Raw genomic sequence first — 17,997 nt, 5'->3', positions numbered from 1 at the left:
GGGCTGCTGATTTCTCGGCAGTCTTTTTTAGTTCGTCTCTGTTATATCTGATGTATCATATGGAGGATAGACAGAAAAGGTTCCAACTCTGTTTTTATATCGATATTGGATCGTTCCCTTTTGGTCGGTGCGGAGTGCGCGGATGGAATTCCTCTGTAATATTTGCAGAACTTCTTGATGAGGATGTTGGTACCGGTTGTTTTCCCCGACCGAGATAATGGCCGTTTCTGGCTGAAGCCGTTTGATGAATTCTTCACTGGTAGAACCTTTGCTTCCATGGTGCCCGACCTTTAATATGTCTGCTTTTATATTTGGAAACACGTTCATGATCTCTTGTTCCCCGCCTTTCTCCAGATCACCGGTCAAAATCCAGCTCATACTACCCGTTTGCATCCAGAGAACGAGAGAAGAATTATTTTTGCTTGCCGGATCAGGTGCTTCCGGTGACAGGACTTGAAACTGCAAATCCTTTATTCGCATCACATCGCCTCGCTTCACCTCTTCAATCGGCACTCCTTCCTCTCTGGCTGCCTGTAACACTTTCTCGTCTTTCGGTCCAGAAACGAACCCTTTCGGTATCACGAGGCGCTTTATTTTATGATGCTTCAGCAAAGTCTCTGCCTCTCCTATATGATCTTGGTCAGCATGTGTCAGAATTAAAGCGTCAAGCTGTTTGATTCCCTTGGCAGTTAAAAATGGAATCAGCACCTTTTCCCCCAGTGAAAATGGATGCTGCTTTTCCCGCCAGGGCTCTGATGAGTAAGACAAGGTGCCTCCAGTATCAATTAAGACGCGCCCTCGTTGATGCGGTGCACCTACAAACATGCTGTCACCCTGCCCAATATCAATCATATCAACCTCTCCTTCAGAACTAAAACGCGGATAAATAAAGAGCAGACAGAGCACTGCACAGCAAAGACCTCCAGTAATCGCCAACTGCGAAAAGGAACGTTTTTCAATCGCCAGAAACAATAAAATGATCGTGACCGTGAACAAAAAGAGCAGAGCAGGTGCAGGACGTGCAATCATGAGCGTAAACGCATCAATCTCAGCAATTTTTGTGATCAGCTTGTTGGTCCAGCTTATCAATAAATCAAACCAGTTGAAGAACAATCGGCCGGCTGAAGCAGAAAGGCTTAATAGAAAAACACCTGCTATAGCCCCCGGCAAAACACAGAATGTATAAAAAGGGACCATCACCATGTTCATTGGTATACTAATCATAGAAAACTGCTGGAAATGGTGCAGAAGAATAGGAAGTGAGCCTAGCTGAGCGATCATCGATCCGATTGCCAGCTGGCCTAAAAGGGTTTTGACATGTTGAAAAATAGAAGCGGAAAGGATTAAAGAAAAACTGACTGCGAATGACAGCTGGAAACCAGCTTCGAAGAGGTGGTAGGGATTGAACAGCAAGAGAATAATATACGAAAGGCAGATTGCACCGGCTGAATGCACGCGATATCTCAGGAGGCTTCCAGCTAAGTAAATCCCCGACATCAGAGCGGCGCGGAGCACTGAAGGAGCAGCGCCTGTCAGCATCACATAGAGCGGCAGTAATAGCAGCAGCAGAAATGACGCCTTTTCTCTTGTCATACCGATACGGATCATGATGTAAAACAAACCAGCTATCAAAATGCCGACATGGAGTCCTGAAATCGCCAAGAGATGGATGACACCGAGCTTTTGATACGCGTTAAGCACTTCGTCCTCCACATAAAATCTGTCACCGACTGTAAGTGCTTGTACGATTCCTGCCGACTCAGGAGGCAGCTGACCGTTTGTGAATGATACGATGTATTTTCTCACACCGAGCAGCTTCTGCCTGACATTTTCAGGTTCGCTGCAATTTACAATCGATGTAACAGAATAGTTCCAGTGAATATGCTGCCGGTAAAGATAATTGTGATAATCATATGTGCCCGGCACAGTTGCATGTTTAGGCATTTCCAACGAACCAGTCAATTGACATGACATACCTGGTTCTATATATGACAGCCTGCCTTTTTCATCCTCAGACTGAATGCGGTGCGAAGCGGCCCATTTTTCGCCATCTGGCGTCTTAACCACCATAGACATACGGTCTCCGTCAATTTTAGGAATACTATTAATCACTGCCTTAAATTGATAGGTGCCCTGCTGATAGGAAGAGACATTTCTGGAATCTGTAACTGTATACAAGACAAAAAACAATAGAAAAGAGAAGAAACAAACAAAAATGAGAAGAGCGTGCCTCGTTTTGATGAAAATGATGAGGAGAAGGAGGAAGAAAAGAAAAACAGCAGAGAAATAAGCGGCGGCAGTAATTCCAGCCGTTGCTGAAGCTGCCGCCAAAGGCAATATCAAACGCGCGTTACGCATCAATCACACATAGCTCGTGAAAAGTGTATTCGCCTGTTCATGTATCTTTTTCAAATCTTCCTCTGCAAGACCGGCATCTGCCAGTTTTTCTAAAAGACCCGCTATAAATGAAAGCTTTTCTCTGTTTTTCAGATCAACGATCATTTCATCGAGCTCCACTTGTTCAACAGTTACACAGGCCTGTGCAAATAATTCCTGTGCGTACGGATTTGTTTTGTAATCCTCAGCATAATAAACCGTTTTGATACCAGCTTGAATAATAGATTTGCAGCATTGAATGCACGGATAATGCGTCACATAAATCTCCGCTCCATCAGTCGGCACCCCGAACTTTGAGCATTGAAGGATTGCATTCATTTCAGCGTGAATCGTTCTTGCACAATGACCATCTATCATTAAACACCCTTCGTCTGCACAATGCACGCCGCCCGCTATTGAACCGTTATAGCCTCCTGCAATCATACGTTTGTCTCTGACTATAGTAGCGCCGACAGACAATCTCGGGCAGGTGCTGCGCAGCGCCAGTAAATGGCTTTGAGCCATAAAGTATTGATTCCATGAAATTCGTTCCACGTTGTTCCCTCCAAATGTTGTGTTGCCTGACCTTTAGTTTACCTATCATAATGCATGACCGTCAAATCACTTTACAGTAATGGAAGACTTTATTTTTTCGAATGACTTTTCACCTATTCCCGAAACCTTTGTCATATCTTCAATTGTCTGGAAACGTCCGTTTTCTTCCCGGTATGCTATAATCGCTTCAGCTTTGGATGGTCCCACCCCTGAAATGCCCTGTAATTCCTCTAATGTTGCTGTATTGATATTCACCAGCGCTCCCTTCCTTTCACCGCTTTGATCAGATCCTGAGGTAGCTTGCTGCACTGCTGTTTCCTCTCCCTTTTTCGGAATGTATACTACTGTCCCGTCCTGCAGAACCTCCGCTAAATTCACTTGCACTTCATCTGCTTGTTCACCGGCCCCTCCTGCTTTCTCAATTGCCTGCGATACTCTGTCCCCTGTTCGCATTTCATAAACGCCAGGATGCCGGACAGCACCTTTGATATCTATCACAATTGTTTCGCTTGAGTCCTTTTTAACTGTTTTTTTCTTCGCCTCTATATTTTCTGTCTCAGTTGATATAGTCTGCTTTACCGGCTCTTTGTTTTTATCGGTGCCAAAGAAAAAAATAACCGCTATGAAAATAGCCAAAGAAGCAGTTAAACTAATTGCTTTCTTATGCTGATTCAACCATTTCATCGTGCATGTTCCCCGCTTTCGTCATATTTTATTTTCATAACACATATCGTGTTTAGAGGATAATAGCCAAAGGAGGGGAAACCATTGAAAATAGGCTTTATCGGCACAGGCAATATGGGTACGATCCTTATAGAATCATTTATTGAATCAAACGCAGCCGATCCCTCAAACATCACAATCACAAACCGCACAATTAAAAAAGCGCTGCACATCAAAAAGCGCTACAACAGTATAAACGTAACAGAAAGTCTGGAAGAGCTTGTTTCTGAAAACGAAATGATTTTTATTTGTGTGAAGCCGCTTGATATACATCCTTTACTAGCAAGAATGTACCCTTATTTAAGAAAAGACCATATTCTCATTTCAATTACAAGCCCAGTTCAAACTGAACAGCTCGAACAGTATGTGCCGTGCCAAGTGGCTCGTGTGATCCCTAGTATTACGAACAGAGCGCTGGCAGGCGTTTCTCTCGTCACTTTCGGCATAAGCTGCGGAGAATCTTCTAAAACGAAAATCAATGGGCTGATGAGACATATCTCCCATCCGCTCCAAATTGAAAGTGACATCACGAGGGTGGCATCAGATATCGTCAGCTGCGGTCCGGCTTTTATGAGCTATTTGATTCAGCGGTTTATAGATGCAGCCGTGGCGGAAACGTCAGTGTCCAAACAGGACGCTATTCTGATGTGTAAGGAAATGCTTGTCGGAATGGGGAAACTGTTAGAAACCGAATTATATACCTTGCCCACGTTACAGGAAAAAGTCTGCGTCAAGGGCGGTGTGACAGGAGAAGGCATTAAAGCGCTGGAAAGCGGTGTGCAGGATATGTTTCATCGGGTATTTCAAAATACTCATGTGAAGTACGAGGAAGATATATCCGCAGTGAAGAAACAGTTTCATGTGTAGACCGAGTATGCCATCCTTTTGTCTGTAATGCAAAAGCATAAAAAAGCATTTTAAAAACCATCGTCTTAGGAAACGATGGTTTTTGATTTCTGCGCCTTGAAAAATAGGCGTTCTGATTGTGCTGATGGCTCTGAATCCGTAAAATCAGCTGTCACATGATGTAGGTGAAAGCCGCAGTTCTCCAGCATTTCTTCATATTTATCCACTGGGAACGTTCTTTGCTCGTGCGTCTCATCAAAGCGGTCATACGCTTCTCCGTTCCATACAAAAAACGACATGTCATGAATGACAGAAAGCTCTTCACTTCCGGCAAAGCTCTGCCAAATATAGCTGATATCCTCGTCTTGGTCAGCAAATGTACTATCTGGAAAAACTTCGGCCATTTTATAAGATGAATGAACATCAAACAGCAAAATGCCTTCAGGCTTTAATACCCGAAATACACTTTTGAAGGTTTCGAGAACATCATTTTTCGTTTTTAAATAATTCAACGAGTCACAGCATATCACAACGGCATCAAACTGACCGTCAAAGCCGGTAATCTCTCTCATATCCTGCTGAAGAAACAGAATAGGCTGGTTATGAGAGACCTTTTGCTGAGCGTAGGAAAGCATGTCCTCACTAAGATCGATCCCTGTGACTTCAAAGCCTTTTTCGGCAAGCCGGATTGAAATTTCCCCCGTTCCGCATGCCAGATCGAGGATACGGCTTTTTTCCGGGAGAGAGGTTTCAATCCACTTTGTCCAATGTTCATAAGGTGCGTGTGACATTAACTCGTCATACACGCTTGCAAAACCTTGGTAAATCATTGTTCCATCCCAAACTCAAGATCTGCGAGCGGAGCGTCTCCCCACAGTTTTTCAAGGTTGTAATAGCTTCTTTCGTCCTTGTGGAAGACATGGACGATCACATCGCCAAGGTCAACGAGCACCCATCTTGCTTCATCGAAGCCTTCCATTTTTTTGACTTGAATGCCGTTTTCTTCAGCTTGATCCTTAATTTCACGGGCGATTGCCTGCACCTGTTTATCTGAATTCCCGTGGCAGATTAGAAAATAATCAGCAACCAATGAAATACCTTCCATATCCAGGGCTAAAATATCCTCTGCCCGTTTATCATCGCAAGCCGCAGCTGCATTCTTTAAAATGGACGTTTTGTTCATTCACAAATTCCTCCTGTTCAGTTTGCCAGACACAAGCCAATTATATGTTAAAAATGTGTCTGGAAAAACCGGTTGATTTTTTTTCATAAGAAACATCACCGTATTTTTGATGGATTGAATCAATGCTTGATTCAAATCTGTCTCAGCAAGCTTACGCACCTCATCGACACCGGGAAATGCCCGGTTCGGTTCAATATAATCGGCAACGTAAATGACTTTTTCCAAAAGTGTCATGCCAGGGCGCCCAGAGGTATGATATCTGATGGCATCAAGAATATCTTCATCTTGAATCCCTGCTTCTCTTTGGGCCAAATAAGCGCCGACCGGAGCGTGCCACAGCTCCGGATTATGATCTAATAAATGCGGAGGCATTTTTTCTCGCGCAATAATTTGTTTCATTTCTTCTTTCGGGCGGAATTTGGCGTAGTCATGAAAGATAGCTGCTGTTTCCGCTTTTTTAGGGTCGGCTCCAAAACGCTCCGCAAGTTCGATCGCCGTGTCCATCACGCCAATCGTATGGATATATCGATGTTCAGTCAATTGCTGCTTAACGCAGGCAAGTGCCTCTTCACGATTCATATAAACCATTCTCCTCTACATACTTCTTCACTTTTTCAGGGATTAAGTAGTCAGTGGGCTTCTTGCTTTTAAACCGTTCTCTTAGCATAGTTGAGGATACCTCAAATTCCGGAACGTCTGCAAAGAGAAGCGGATAAGGGGTTTCAACATGAAAGCCGGGGCGCTTTACTCCAATGAATTGAATTAGGTTCAATAGCTCGTCCAGTTTATACCATTTCGGCAAATATTCAATCATATCGGCACCGATAATAAAGAACAGCTCATCATTCGGATAACGCTGCTTCAGTAAAGAGACGGTATCAAAGGTATATGAAGGCCCTTCTCTTTCCATTTCAGCCAGCTCCAGCTTAAAGGACGGGTTAGACTGGATCGCAATCTTCAGCATTTCTACGCGATGAAAGCTGTCCGTATAATCCTCGTCCTGTTTATGCGGCGGAATTTGATTGGGCATAAACCAAATTTCATCAAGCCCCGCTTGATACAGCACCTCATTCGCCATTAAAAGGTGACCGTTATGCGGAGGATCAAACGTGCCTCCGAAAATTCCGATTTTCTTCATTTCAACCACCTTTACGGAAGCTCGATTTGTTTATTTTCCTTTGATTCTTTATATAACACAATCGTATTGCCGATTGTCTGCACCAATTGAGAGCGGCTTCCTTTTACCAAAGCTTCTGCTACATCATTTTTATCCTCTTCGCAATTTTGCAGAACACTGACTTTAATCAGCTCTCGCGCTTCAAGCGCCTCAGCAATTTGCTTAATCATGTTGTCGTTTACCCCGCCTTTTCCCACTTGAAAAATCGGCGTTAAATGATGCGCTTTTGAGCGCAAAAAACGTTTTTGTTTACCTGTTAACATTCTGTTCCTCCTAATTTTCCTATGACAATCGATCTCATTTTTTCAATGTCAGGCTCTTGCCCAGTCCACAGCTGGAAGGACAATGCTGCCTGTTCAACAAACATGCCCACTCCATCGAGTGTTTTCAGGCCTTTTTGGTTTGCTTCTTTTAACAGAGCCGTCTGAATTGGATTATACACGATATCGCATACGACGGCACTGCGGGCTGCGCGCTGTAATGAAAGCGGTGCATCGTCCACGTTGGGATGCATGCCTACAGACGTTGTATGGATAATAACATCATACCGCTCAAGCCGCTCTTCCGCTTCTTTTATGCTTAACACTTCTTTATTGTGAAATGAGGGAGTGAATTCTGTAAGCTGTTTGGCTTTTTCCAGCGTCCGGTTGCATATGTCAAACTTTTTCGGAGTGTGACGGGCAATTGTTGTAAAAATGGCTCTTGCCGCTCCGCCTGCACCGATCATTAGAAATGACAATTCAGAGATGGGCTTGTCCAATACCTTGATTAATGACTTCACAAAGCCATCCCCGTCGGTATTGTATCCGACAAGCTTGTCTCCCTCTCTTCTGACTGTGTTTACGGCACCGATCACTTTTGCACTGTCATCGATATGGTCTAGAAAATCCATAATGGAAACCTTATGCGGAACCGTCACATTGATTCCTTGTACGCCAAGTGCTTTTATTCCTTTTACCGCATCTTCCAGATCATCCTCTTCGACTTTGAAGGCATGGTAATCCCCGTCAATACCGAGATCTTTTAATGATGCATTATGAATATCAGGTGACATGGAATGCGCAATCGGATTCCCGATAACTCCGTACAGCTTTTTCATACGCCTCTCCCCTTTTCATCAAATTAATGAGCGCCGGACAAATACGTGAACGCCTTTTGGCGCATAAGCCGTTACTTTTTTATTAGCGTCATGCACTGTTACCCAGCCTAATCCAGAGAAAACGATGTCCGTCTTTTCGTCTTTTATCGTAAACGTATGGGCGACCAATTTCGGAAACTCATCCATTTCATCTTTTCCTGGAGGTGTGAGCATTTCCCCTGCATGCTTTTCATAAAGCGCATCTGCATTCTCAAGCTTTGTTCTATGAATCATCAGCTCATTCGGCATATAGCAAATAAAAGGAGACCTTTCCCCTGAAACATAATCAAACCTTGCAAGTCCGCCGAAATACAGTGTCTGCTGATCGTTAAGCTGGAATGTGCGAGGTTTCAGCTCCTTTTTAGGAGATAGTATTTTCAGATCCTTTTTATTGACATAATGCGCCATTTGATGATGATTGATGATCCCCGGTGTATCATAAAGCGCTGAGCCGTCGTCCAGCGGGATTTCTATTGCATCAAGGGTTGTACCGGGAAATTGGGATGTCGTAATAATATCTTCTTCCCCTGACACTTCTTTAATAACCCGGTTAATAAAGGTTGACTTCCCTACATTCGTACAACCGACAACATAGACATCTTTGCCGTTGCGATAATGCTCAATCGCATCAATTACTTCCCTGACCCCCTGGCCGCGTCCCGCACTGACCAAAAATACGTCAACCGGTTTTAAGCCAAGCTCTTTCGCTTCACGCTTCATCCACTGGATTAAACGCTCTCTTTTCAATGACTTAGGCAAGATATCCGCTTTATTGCCAACCAATAAAACAGGGTTTCCTCCCACCAAGCGCTGTAGCCCATTGATCCAGCTGCCGTTAAAATCAAAAATATCAACAATCTTAACAACGAGCGAATCTGTTTCTCCAATACCATGAAGGATGTTTAAAAAGTCATCATCCGTTAAGGAAACATCTTGTATTTCATTATAGTTTTTCAGTCTGAAGCAACGCTGGCAAATCACATTTTCTTTCGCAAGCGACGCCGGCGGCGCATATCCCAGACCTGTTTTGTCTTCGGTTTGGATTGCAACTCCGCAGCCGATACAAACAACCTTTTCCATTTCTTACTCCTCCCACTGAATGTGCCCTTTTCGTTTGAGAGCACTCAGTATTCTGCGTTCGACCTGACGGTTAAAGCGCGTCATGAATCCGTCAGAGGAAGCGACAGGCACAACCAAAATAGTATGGTATCCGTTTCGGTTTCCCCCGAGTACATCAGTCATCAGCTGGTCCCCGATGACAACGCAGTCTTCTTTTTTCAGTTCCATATTGCGCACCGCTCTGTTAAAGGCTTTGCCCATCGGTTTTCTCGCTTTATAGATGAATGGGATTCCAAGCGGTTCCGAGAAAATTTTTACTCTTCTCTCATTATTATTAGAGACAATCGTCACTTTAATGCCGTGCTCCTTCATTTCTTCAAACCACTCGAGCAAACGCGGCGTCGCGTTCGGCCTGTCCCACTCAACAAGCGTATTATCAAGGTCAGTAATAATTCCTTTTACATTTCGTTCCTTTAATTTCTCAGGTGTAATATGAAAAATGTTTTTTACAAACTCATCAGGTAAAAAAAACTTTTTTAACAAAACCCGCACCCTTCCCTTTTCTTTCTCTTTAAAATGATTGTCGAAAAAAATCGAACTTGCGATTCATGAAAAACTGAGCAAAAATATTTCGACAAAAATTGGGTTTCTTCACCAGTTGTGGATAAAATTACACACACTATCCACTCTTATTACATCAATCTTTAGACAAATTATAAACATGATACTCACAAGTTATCCACTTTTTGGTGTGGATAACAGAACGATTGTTCTTATATGCAATTCATGGTAGATTAAAGATAACTTCAGCCACAGATGAACGCAACTTATCAGTCTATGCGTTTCAATCATGAATGATTCCAACTTTTAAGGAGGTGCCTCTCCCATTAATTGGGTTCCTAGCATGAGAAAACTGTCTGATGAATTACTAATAGAGTCTTATTTCAAAGCCACCGAAATGAATTTAAACCGTGACTTTATCGAGTTAATTGAAAACGAAATAAAAAGAAGATCGCTCGGACATATTATTTCCGTATCTTCTTAATAGGAATTTGTCTATTTTTTCCGGGCGTATTTCCTTTTTTTACTCAGATGACTGATATTATATCACTTCAGTTACGGGCTTTACTACTGTTTTCAGCAAAAAACACCCCTAAAAGAGGTGTTTTCAAGGGACGGTCATTATGCTAACCAATATATGCCGCCCACAACCAGGAGAACAACAACTAAAACAACGATAAAAGCGTATCCATATGCTCTGCCTGCGCCATACATGTGAAGCGCCTCCTTAAATAAGGTTTATAACAGCCTATGTAGGAGAAGTAAAACGGCTTAGGCCTCTGTCCGGCTTAGTGCTTCAAAACCTGCCCATCTTGTATTCCTTCAAATACAACCCTTGCCCCTTTAGGTGTCATATGATTGCCCGAAGGATCAATCAGACCGGATTGGATAAGCGCTTCATCAGTTGCTTTGCCGCCGTCTGCTTCTATAAAATGCTTCCAGTTGTCTACAAGAGGGACATTCAGGCGCTTCGACACATCTCTTGTAATATCGTTGTACGAGTTGTGCCATTTCCTCGCCCCGCCCTTCGCTTCAAAAGCAGCTGCTTTATATCTCGAATAGTAAAACAACTGATGTTTCCCATTTCCTTCGACAATGGGAATACATGTCATCAGGATTGGCTTAATTCCGTGTTTTCTGCTTTCTTTAACAAAATAAACAAGGTTTTCTCTAAATCGCTGCTTCGATACTCTCGGTTTGCCTTCAGTCAGTATCCCGGCGTCATTGGTACCAAACATAATAAACAAATACTTCGGTTTTTGATCCAAGACATCTGTCTGAAACCGCAGACGGGCATCCTCTGTCGTCTGTCCGCCAATCCCCGCATTGAGTATATCAAGCTTTCCGCGTTCAGCTGTTTTTAACATATTGACCCACTGCTGTGCTTTTGGATAATCGCGATAATCCCAATTTGAGCCTCGCGTATTACTGTCACCAAATGCTACAACATCTTCGTATCCCCTTTCCTCACACCCTGCTATAGCGAACAGCAGAAGGAAAAGGATAAAAAAACGCTTCATCTTTACACCCCCAAAAACCTTACCTTAATGTTATACCTCTGATTCCCTTCATTCAATGAAGAGTTTTTTCGTTAGCACTGTTTTTTCCTTTTGTTAACGTATCCCCTTCAGTGAAAATCATTCTCTCAGCGGCGGGATATGGATGTCGGGTGATTTTTCCCTTTTTTTCAATCGGAAAAACACACAGTTAATAGAAAGAAGCGACACCATTTAAATTTCCCCCATTTCGATTTGAGCTTTTTAATCCATTAATTCCGTCCTTTTCATTATTTTTGGTGTCTTAGAAAAAATGAAGCGCACCTAAAGCTTTTTACAAATGCAAGACGTCCGTGATCATTACTGCCTCAATAATACAGACGACAGTAAGATGGACAGCCTATTTTACAAAGTGAAAAAGAATGGTGTTTGCAATCCTTGTAGTTGAATCGCTGAAATGACAGCAGTTATACTTACCCTAGATGACGGAGATTGTGCTTCTGACATCACCTTCGTTAGGAGTGACCTTAGACATGTTAAAAAAGATAATCGTTATCATCGTAATGATTGCAATCATCGCAGTCGGTTTTTTTCAGAAAGAAGCTTGGCTTGACGCGATCAAAGCAGGAGGGATGTTTTCTGTTTTATTCAGTATGCTGCTGATTGCTGCTGACGTCTTTTTCCCAATTGTGCCGTTTGCTTTGATTGCCGCCTTAAATGGTGCTGTGTTCGGAATAGTCAACGGGATTTGGATTACACTGATCGGCTCAATGTTTGGTACAATGATGCTGTTTTTTCTCGCCAGGTACAGCTTTAGAGATTGGGCCAGAAAAAAAGCTCAGGCCTATCCTGCCATTCAACATTACGAGGCTTCCTTCCACAAAAATGCTTTTGCCGCAGTTTTATTAGGAAGACTCGTTCCGGTCATTCCTTCTCTTGTCATGAACGTGATATGCGGACTAAGTCAGGTTCGCTGGCATGTTTTTTTCTTCGCGTCTTTTATAGGAAAAATCCCCAATATTGTCGTTATCACCATTGCCGGTGCCAATTTTGACAGCAATAAACTGCTTTCTTTCAGCATTTACGGAGCCTATATTCTGATCATGGTGCTGATCATTTATAAAAAGTTTCCTCATCTGCTGAAGGTGCAAAAAAAATAAGGGGAGCCTATCCGCCCCCTTCCTTCTTTTCTGTCGCACGCCCTCCGAACGAAGCCTGTAAACGTATCGTTTCTTAAAGAGCGGTATCTTATCAGAAGAAAGTTGCGGGTCTTTAGCTTAGGCATTACCTCCACCATTCATTTCTTATGTTTTTGTTACTCTCCTTTTATAACAAAACATTCAGTTTACCCTTGATTCACCATCACATTAAGTTAAAATATGGAAAATAATTCGATTTTTTCTGTAAAAGAAGGTGATATGTTGCACAATCAATCTCACACTACAATTGGAGTTACGAAAACCGCTACATATTTTTTATACGCCGTATTTGCAATCATCGGGCTTACAATCGGGTATTTTATCCCGCAGTTTGCGAAATGGGCGTTATCCCTCCCGTGGAATCCTTTTGAAGGACCGATCCGGCTGGTCACCTCTTTTCAAGGATCACCAGCATCATTTATCACCGCACTTATCGGCATGTCTGCAGGGATATGGTTCGTTCATACGGTTATCGCCATGCTGCTGTCTGTAGAGATAACAAATGACACAGTAAAATTAACCAAAGGAAAAAAAGTGCAAACGATTCGTTCCGAGGACATCACTTTAGTATTTATCGACCGCAAACAGCTTGTCCTTCTCGGAACAGCCGGATATGAATTAGCTCGGGAGGAAATCGATGAAAAACCAGCGAACGTCGAAAAGGCCTTCAGGCAGCATCATTATGAATGGGCAGCATATGGCGATCCGTTTAAAGATCAATTTCGCCGGTGGATACCTGATGCACCAGACCTCTCGCCAGGCGCCCATGCTTTATTGAAAGCTCGCGAAAAAGCGCTGAAAGAAGAGGACACAGACGATATGGAAGAATTCCGTCTCGAGCTTGCACAGCTGGGTATTGTTGTTCGAGACGAAGGCACACGCCAGCATTGGCGAAAAGCGCAAACCTCCCTCCCGAACATTCAGCGTGATGGAACATAAAGAGGCTCATAAAAAAGCCTCTTTATGATCACTGCACGATAAACAATACTCTGGTGCCGTCAGGATAACCGTTCATTTGATTCCCTACCCATGAGCCGGCCCCGCGATTATCAGACGGTGTGACATATCGGACAGAAGCCCCCGCGCCGCCTTCCTCACAAACTGCCATCGGCCATTCATCCCTATCATAGCCCGGCTTCGTCGGAATTCCTTTCAATGATTCCTCTCGCCTTTTATCTGCTCCGCCCCTGTCGATGGTGCAAATATCAGAGTGTCCTTCTGCAATCGCATCTTTCATATGATTCCCTGTTTCCGGATAGCGAGAAAGCGGAAAATGCAACACTTTGTCATACAAAGAAGCGCTTTGAATTTGCTGCGGAACGATTAAACAAAGCAGAATTGCTGCAGCAAGAAACAGGCCTGCCATCCATTTTTTCATCCCCATCCCCCCATACATTTGTTCCTTTCAATGTATGGGCACTGGATAAAGAATATTTTTCAAATGTGAATTTGGCTACCGCTCACGATATCTTTGCTCACCCGCGAGAAATTTCCCGGTACAGACACAGACAGCCTCCCGCTCACATACATTTACATATAGGCTTTTGCCTACATACTTTTGTGGAGGTGACGATGGTGACAGGTGTTTTCGCAGCGCTCGGCTTTGTTGTTAAAGAGCTTGTCTTTTTAGTATCTTACGTGAAAAACAATGCCTTTCCACAACCGCTCTCAAGCAGCGAGGAAAAAAAATACTTAGAGCTCATGGCTAAAGGGGATGAACATGCCAGAAACATGCTGATTGAGCATAATCTTCGCTTGGTCGCCCATATTGTGAAAAAGTTCGAAAATACAGGTGAAGATGCAGAGGACTTAATCTCCATCGGAACAATCGGGCTGATCAAAGGCATTGAAAGCTATTCCGCCGGAAAAGGGACAAAGCTGGCGACGTATGCCGCGCGGTGTATTGAAAATGAAATCCTCATGCATTTGCGCGCATTGAAAAAAACCAAAAAAGACGTCTCCCTTCATGATCCGATCGGGCAGGATAAGGAAGGGAATGAAATAAGTCTGATCGACGTTTTGAAATCAGAAAATGAAGATGTGATTGATACGATTCAGCTCAATATGGAGCTTGAAAAAGTAAAGCAATACATTGACATTTTAGATGACCGTGAGAAGGAAGTGATTGTCGGGCGCTTTGGGCTTGATTTGAAGAAGGAAAAAACGCAGCGTGAGATTGCCAAGGAACTCGGTATCTCGCGCAGCTATGTATCGCGGATTGAAAAACGGGCGCTGATGAAGATGTTTCATGAGTTTTATCGGGCGGAGAAGGAAAAGCGGAAGAAGGCGAAGGGGAAATAATAAAGAAGTGGCCGGATCTCATATTCCGGCTTTCTCTATTTCTTTTAAAAGAAATAGAGAAAGAATATATGAAAGAGTTATGAATATCATTTTGTTATCACTGATAAGCTCTCCAGAAAATCCTTCATCGGCATACTCAGCACATCCTTAGTCTCTGCTTTCTTTATGCAGGCCTCGATCTGGCTGTCGATGCTCGATCCCTTGATCGCTTGTTCCTCGGTCGATACCCTTACATATATTGCTATCACCCTGGATCTCCTTCCTATAAAGTTTTATTAAATAATGATAGCAATCGTTCATGCATTTGTCAGCTTGCGGTCCCTCGATGATTATTACCTTCATAAAATGCATCACCCCTTGGGTAATGCTATGTAATAACTGTTTGTCCTAATGAGGTGATTTTCAATGAGTATGAAAGCAAATAAAAAAACCGATGATTTGAATCATCGGTTTCTTTTCTGACATATACCACGTCCACTTTTCTTTTTTTGTAATTTTAGAAAATATATCAGATAAAAACTACAAATAATATAGTAATTAAGTAAGTTAAAATAATAATAAGATTCATCTAATCTAAAGTAGTCCTCCGTGTTTTAGGTAATGCTGTATTACATTATGTATATTATATCTTGATAGTGCGTTCAAGTATTCCTAAACCTTATTCTGAAGGTATTGATTAAGATGACTAATACCTTTAGATCTCTATGAAATTATATTATCTTTAATATGAAACTTGTTCTGGTTGTACAATTTCATATTCACCTTCTGCATACTCTTGCTCCGCATAATGGCTTCCCCATTGACAGAGCTCCTGCAAGATAGGTTTAAGAGATTCTCCAAGTTCAGTGGATGAATATTCAACCTTCGGTGGTACTTGATTATACATCTTTCTGCTCACAAGTCCACTGTCTTCAAGCTCTCTAAGTGTTTGAATCAGCATTTTCTGAGTTATATTTGGGACAATGCGCTTTAATTCACTCGTTCTCTTTGGTCCATTCATTAAAAAGTATAATACAAGACCTTTCCATTTTCCGCCAATAACTTCCTTTGTCACTTCAAACCCACAACTGAATTTTTTCAAGACTAAACCTCTCCATTCCACATTTATTACTTTTTAGTTACTATATCACAAAAAAGTGGGTACTTCCGTTAATATGCTTACTGAAGGATACTATATCTTGTAAGTTGTTCTTCAAGTACTTAAAGGTATTAAACATAAAATAAAAATAATTCTAAAGGAGTGTTAAGTATGGGTAAATTTGAAGGTAAAATAGCGCTTGTAACGGGTGGAACAAGTGGGATTGGTCTTGCTACAGCACAAAAATTTGTAAACGAAGGTGCATATGTTTATATCACGGGACGTAGACAAAACGAACTTGATAAAGCTGTTAACCAAATTGGCAAGAACGTAACCGGTGTTCAAGGTGATATTTCTAAGCTTGAAGACTTAGACAAACTATATGACATTATAAAGCAGGAAAAAGGTAAGTTGGACATCCTTTTTGCTAATGCAGGCATCGGCAACTTCCTTCCATTAGGTGAAATTACTGAAGAGCAGGTTGATAGAACGTTCGACATTAACGTTAAAGGAACCATCTTTACTGTTCAAAAAGCGTTATCACTATTCCCGGACAAAGTAGGTTCTATTATTGTAACGGGCTCTACTGCTGGATCAATTGGCAACCCAGCGTTTAGTGTATATGGAGCATCTAAAGCAGCATTAAGAGCACTAGTTCGCAACTGGATTCTTGACCTAAAAGATACTGAAATCCGTGTAAATGTGGTTAGTCCAGGAGGTATTCTTACACCTGCCTACGATGAGCTTTTTGGTGATGCACTTGAAGAAGTAATGGAAAATAGCAGAAATACTGTTCCAGCTGGAAAAGTTGGGACACCTGAAGAAGTAGCAAACGCTGTGTCTTTCCTTGCTTCAGACGAAAGCAGTTACTTGACGGGTGTTGAATTGTTCGTAGATGGCGGGCTAGCACAGGTATAATTTCACTGCGCAGAGATTACAAATAGTCCCCAAAAAAGGGATAGATAAAGCAGATTGTATTCTGCTCATCTATCCTTTATTATTTACTCTAATAATGTCTGACATTAAATAAGAAACCAATATTAATAAGGGTTTTAATAAATATCTTGACTTTTAATAAAACTTTTTTACCTGCTTTTATGCCATGAGAGTATTTTAGCTTTATCTTAAACTTAAAATTCTTTTTATATTAGGAATAACTGACCGTTTGATCTCTTTATTTACTTGAATAATGTCTTTTTGCGTTTTCCCATTTTCTTCCCAAGTAGCCTCTACTGTATAATCATTATTCTTATTTGGCGGATCTCCCATTAATCCTTAGGTTCATCTGTTGTGTCACCTGATGCCGCAACAAGTCAGTCTATTAAAATAGCCATATGAATATGAATACTACTAACTGAAGACCATTCTTGTTAGACATACTTTAATAAAATTGAACTTAAACCTTGTTTTCTAAAAATAATCAGTTAAACTGATTATATGTTAAACTGATTAACAGGAGGTGCAAACTTAATTGGAGAGATGGAATCAATCTTATGGTTTTTTACTCGGAAAAGTTCTTCAACGACTGGAAAGCAAATTTGCTGAAGGGCTTAATCCATATGAGATTAATGCTAGACAATACGGAGTTCTATTGTTTATCAAAGGAAACCCTTACTCATCGCAAAAAGATATTTCTGAAAATCTGCAAATAGATCGGACTACTATGGTCGGTCATATCGACCATCTCGAAACTTTAGGATTTGTTGAGAGAACAAAAAATCCTAATGACAGAAGATCCTATAGCCTTAAAATCACGGAAAAGGGTAACAATGTATTGGATTCACGTTGGGAGTTTTTAATGAAGACGGAATTAGAAGTATTAGATCCTTTAAATCAACAAGAAAGACAATTATTTAAAGATTTTCTCGTTAAGATTTGGAAGTCACTATAAAAAACAGGAGGTTTCATAATATGCATGCTCTCGATTATTTTAATGCACGTCTCGAAGCAACGATAAGCCCTATGGATTATGTAAAAGCGAAGCAAATGAGTCCCGAGAAATACTTCTTAATCGATGTCAGAAACGGTCCAACTCATGTAAGGAGTGTAACAATTAAGGATGCTAATGTTATTCCTGAACAAGAACTGCAATCTCGTTTAAATGAAATACCAAAGGATAAAGAAATTATTGTTTACTGTTGGGATGTCTGGTGCAATACAGCTGCCAAAGTTGCTAAGTGTTTATTAGAACATGGATATAAAGTCAAAGAATTGACCGGTGGTATTGCAGCATGGAAAGAAATGAACTTTCCTATCACAAACTCAGATCAAGGCAATAACACACCTGATAATTGTGGGTGTTGAC

General features: G+C 41.8%; 23 protein-coding genes and 2 pseudogenes. 8 read left to right on the top strand and 17 right to left on the bottom strand.

Annotated features, from left to right (window positions below; translation table 11 throughout):
• Positions 1-27 precede the first annotated feature (27 nt).
• From AAGG74_RS02065 to AAGG74_RS02055, 3 genes are all read right to left on the bottom strand, one after another.
• The gene (locus AAGG74_RS02065; RefSeq protein ID WP_429675221.1) at positions 28-2,358 is read right to left on the bottom strand and encodes a DNA internalization-related competence protein ComEC/Rec2; all 2,331 of its coding nucleotides are present in this window, start codon (positions 2,356-2,358) and stop codon (positions 28-30) included.
• Between the two features lie 3 nt (positions 2,359-2,361).
• Entirely contained in the window at positions 2,362-2,931 is a 570-nt protein-coding gene (locus AAGG74_RS02060; protein WP_429674395.1) for a ComE operon protein 2, read from the bottom strand.
• Between the two features lie 66 nt (positions 2,932-2,997).
• On the bottom strand, positions 2,998-3,615 hold the full coding sequence (locus AAGG74_RS02055; protein WP_162102350.1) for a helix-hairpin-helix domain-containing protein: 618 nt from the start codon (positions 3,613-3,615) through the stop codon (positions 2,998-3,000).
• Between the two features lie 84 nt (positions 3,616-3,699).
• On the opposite strand from AAGG74_RS02055, the gene comER reads away from it, so the two are divergent.
• Entirely contained in the window at positions 3,700-4,521 is an 822-nt protein-coding gene (comER, locus tag AAGG74_RS02050) for a late competence protein ComER (protein WP_429674394.1), read from the top strand.
• A 65-nt stretch (positions 4,522-4,586) separates the two neighbouring features.
• Here the strand turns inward: comER and AAGG74_RS02045 are convergent, their stop codons facing one another.
• The 8 genes from AAGG74_RS02045 to AAGG74_RS02010 are packed head-to-tail and all read right to left on the bottom strand — an operon-like array spanning position 4,587 to position 9,600.
• On the bottom strand, positions 4,587-5,330 hold the full coding sequence (locus AAGG74_RS02045; protein WP_162102348.1) for a class I SAM-dependent DNA methyltransferase: 744 nt from the start codon (positions 5,328-5,330) through the stop codon (positions 4,587-4,589).
• Positions 5,327-5,683, bottom strand: coding sequence for a ribosome silencing factor (gene rsfS, locus AAGG74_RS02040; RefSeq protein WP_162102347.1), 357 nt, complete (start codon positions 5,681-5,683; stop codon positions 5,327-5,329). The genes AAGG74_RS02045 and rsfS overlap by 4 nt, the downstream gene beginning before the upstream one ends.
• Positions 5,684-6,262: a bis(5'-nucleosyl)-tetraphosphatase (symmetrical) YqeK gene (gene yqeK, locus AAGG74_RS02035; RefSeq protein WP_429674393.1), complete on the bottom strand. Its 579-nt coding sequence runs from the start codon at positions 6,260-6,262 to the stop codon at positions 5,684-5,686. It abuts the gene before it with no gap.
• On the bottom strand, positions 6,252-6,821 hold the full coding sequence (locus AAGG74_RS02030; protein WP_162102345.1) for a nicotinate-nucleotide adenylyltransferase: 570 nt from the start codon (positions 6,819-6,821) through the stop codon (positions 6,252-6,254). Before AAGG74_RS02030 ends, yqeK begins: the two co-directional genes overlap by 11 nt.
• Before the next feature lie 11 nt (positions 6,822-6,832).
• The gene (gene yhbY / locus AAGG74_RS02025; RefSeq protein WP_003226133.1) at positions 6,833-7,123 is read right to left on the bottom strand and encodes a ribosome assembly RNA-binding protein YhbY; all 291 of its coding nucleotides are present in this window, start codon (positions 7,121-7,123) and stop codon (positions 6,833-6,835) included.
• Positions 7,117-7,959, bottom strand: a complete 843-nt coding sequence (aroE, locus tag AAGG74_RS02020; RefSeq protein ID WP_162102344.1) for a shikimate dehydrogenase — start codon at positions 7,957-7,959, stop codon at positions 7,117-7,119. The genes yhbY and aroE overlap by 7 nt, the downstream gene beginning before the upstream one ends.
• An 18-nt stretch (positions 7,960-7,977) precedes the next feature.
• Positions 7,978-9,078, bottom strand: coding sequence for a ribosome biogenesis GTPase YqeH (gene yqeH, locus AAGG74_RS02015; protein ID WP_162102343.1), 1,101 nt, complete (start codon positions 9,076-9,078; stop codon positions 7,978-7,980).
• 3 nt (positions 9,079-9,081) lie between these two features.
• Positions 9,082-9,600, bottom strand: a complete 519-nt coding sequence (locus tag AAGG74_RS02010) for a YqeG family HAD IIIA-type phosphatase (protein ID WP_162102342.1) — start codon at positions 9,598-9,600, stop codon at positions 9,082-9,084.
• Positions 9,601-9,961: 361 nt separating this feature from the next.
• Here AAGG74_RS02010 and sda point away from each other — a divergent pair, with 361 nt between their 5' ends.
• Positions 9,962-10,102 (top strand): sporulation histidine kinase inhibitor Sda, encoded by a 141-nt coding sequence (gene sda / locus AAGG74_RS02005; protein ID WP_003226124.1) that lies wholly within the window; start codon positions 9,962-9,964, stop codon positions 10,100-10,102.
• 304 nt (positions 10,103-10,406) lie between these two features.
• Here sda and AAGG74_RS02000 read toward each other — a convergent pair whose 3' ends face one another.
• On the bottom strand, positions 10,407-11,138 hold the full coding sequence (locus AAGG74_RS02000; protein WP_162102341.1) for an SGNH/GDSL hydrolase family protein: 732 nt from the start codon (positions 11,136-11,138) through the stop codon (positions 10,407-10,409).
• 509 nt (positions 11,139-11,647) lie between these two features.
• On the opposite strand from AAGG74_RS02000, the gene AAGG74_RS01995 reads away from it, so the two are divergent.
• Both AAGG74_RS01995 and AAGG74_RS01990 read left to right on the top strand, forming a co-directional pair.
• Positions 11,648-12,274: a TVP38/TMEM64 family protein gene (locus tag AAGG74_RS01995; protein ID WP_429674392.1), complete on the top strand. Its 627-nt coding sequence runs from the start codon at positions 11,648-11,650 to the stop codon at positions 12,272-12,274.
• Between the two features lie 258 nt (positions 12,275-12,532).
• On the top strand, positions 12,533-13,252 hold the full coding sequence (locus AAGG74_RS01990) for a YqeB family protein (RefSeq protein WP_429674391.1): 720 nt from the start codon (positions 12,533-12,535) through the stop codon (positions 13,250-13,252).
• A 28-nt stretch (positions 13,253-13,280) separates the two neighbouring features.
• Here AAGG74_RS01990 and AAGG74_RS01985 read toward each other — a convergent pair whose 3' ends face one another.
• On the bottom strand, positions 13,281-13,691 hold the full coding sequence (locus tag AAGG74_RS01985; RefSeq protein WP_429674390.1) for a NucA/NucB deoxyribonuclease domain-containing protein: 411 nt from the start codon (positions 13,689-13,691) through the stop codon (positions 13,281-13,283).
• 194 nt (positions 13,692-13,885) lie between these two features.
• On the opposite strand from AAGG74_RS01985, the gene sigK reads away from it, so the two are divergent.
• On the top strand, positions 13,886-14,614 hold the full coding sequence (gene sigK / locus AAGG74_RS01980) for an RNA polymerase sporulation sigma factor SigK (RefSeq protein ID WP_013308023.1): 729 nt from the start codon (positions 13,886-13,888) through the stop codon (positions 14,612-14,614).
• A gap of 102 nt (positions 14,615-14,716) precedes the next feature.
• Here sigK and AAGG74_RS01975 read toward each other — a convergent pair.
• The 3 genes and pseudogenes from AAGG74_RS01975 to AAGG74_RS01965 form a co-directional block, all read right to left on the bottom strand.
• Positions 14,717-14,820: pseudogene (locus AAGG74_RS01975) on the bottom strand (recombinase family protein); the annotation flags it as partial.
• Positions 14,778-14,956, bottom strand: a pseudogene (locus tag AAGG74_RS01970) (hypothetical protein). The pseudogenes AAGG74_RS01975 and AAGG74_RS01970, both read right to left, overlap by 43 nt.
• 379 nt (positions 14,957-15,335) lie before the next feature.
• Positions 15,336-15,695: a winged helix-turn-helix transcriptional regulator gene (locus tag AAGG74_RS01965; protein ID WP_072566581.1), complete on the bottom strand. Its 360-nt coding sequence runs from the start codon at positions 15,693-15,695 to the stop codon at positions 15,336-15,338.
• A gap of 168 nt (positions 15,696-15,863) precedes the next feature.
• Between AAGG74_RS01965 and AAGG74_RS01960 the strand changes: the two genes are divergently transcribed.
• Positions 15,864-16,610: an SDR family NAD(P)-dependent oxidoreductase gene (locus AAGG74_RS01960; RefSeq protein ID WP_162102336.1), complete on the top strand. Its 747-nt coding sequence runs from the start codon at positions 15,864-15,866 to the stop codon at positions 16,608-16,610.
• A 201-nt stretch (positions 16,611-16,811) separates the two neighbouring features.
• Here the strand turns inward: AAGG74_RS01960 and AAGG74_RS01955 are convergent, their stop codons facing one another.
• A complete protein-coding gene (locus AAGG74_RS01955; RefSeq protein WP_429674389.1) occupies positions 16,812-16,961 on the bottom strand; it encodes a hypothetical protein in 150 nt (49 codons plus the stop codon).
• 202 nt (positions 16,962-17,163) lie between these two features.
• Between AAGG74_RS01955 and AAGG74_RS01950 the strand changes: the two genes are divergently transcribed.
• Both AAGG74_RS01950 and AAGG74_RS01945 read left to right on the top strand, forming a co-directional pair.
• Entirely contained in the window at positions 17,164-17,583 is a 420-nt protein-coding gene (locus AAGG74_RS01950) for a MarR family winged helix-turn-helix transcriptional regulator (RefSeq protein WP_162102335.1), read from the top strand.
• 20 nt (positions 17,584-17,603) lie between these two features.
• Positions 17,604-17,996 carry a rhodanese-like domain-containing protein gene (locus AAGG74_RS01945; protein WP_429674388.1) on the top strand — a complete coding sequence of 131 codons (393 nt, stop codon included), beginning with the start codon at positions 17,604-17,606 and terminating at the stop codon, positions 17,994-17,996.
• Position 17,997 lies beyond the last annotated feature (1 nt).

Origin of the sequence: Bacillus mexicanus (assembly GCF_050445615.1) — a bacterium.
Lineage (GTDB): Bacteria > Bacillota > Bacilli > Bacillales > Bacillaceae > Bacillus > Bacillus mexicanus.
This window is presented reverse-complemented; position numbering and strand designations above follow the sequence as displayed.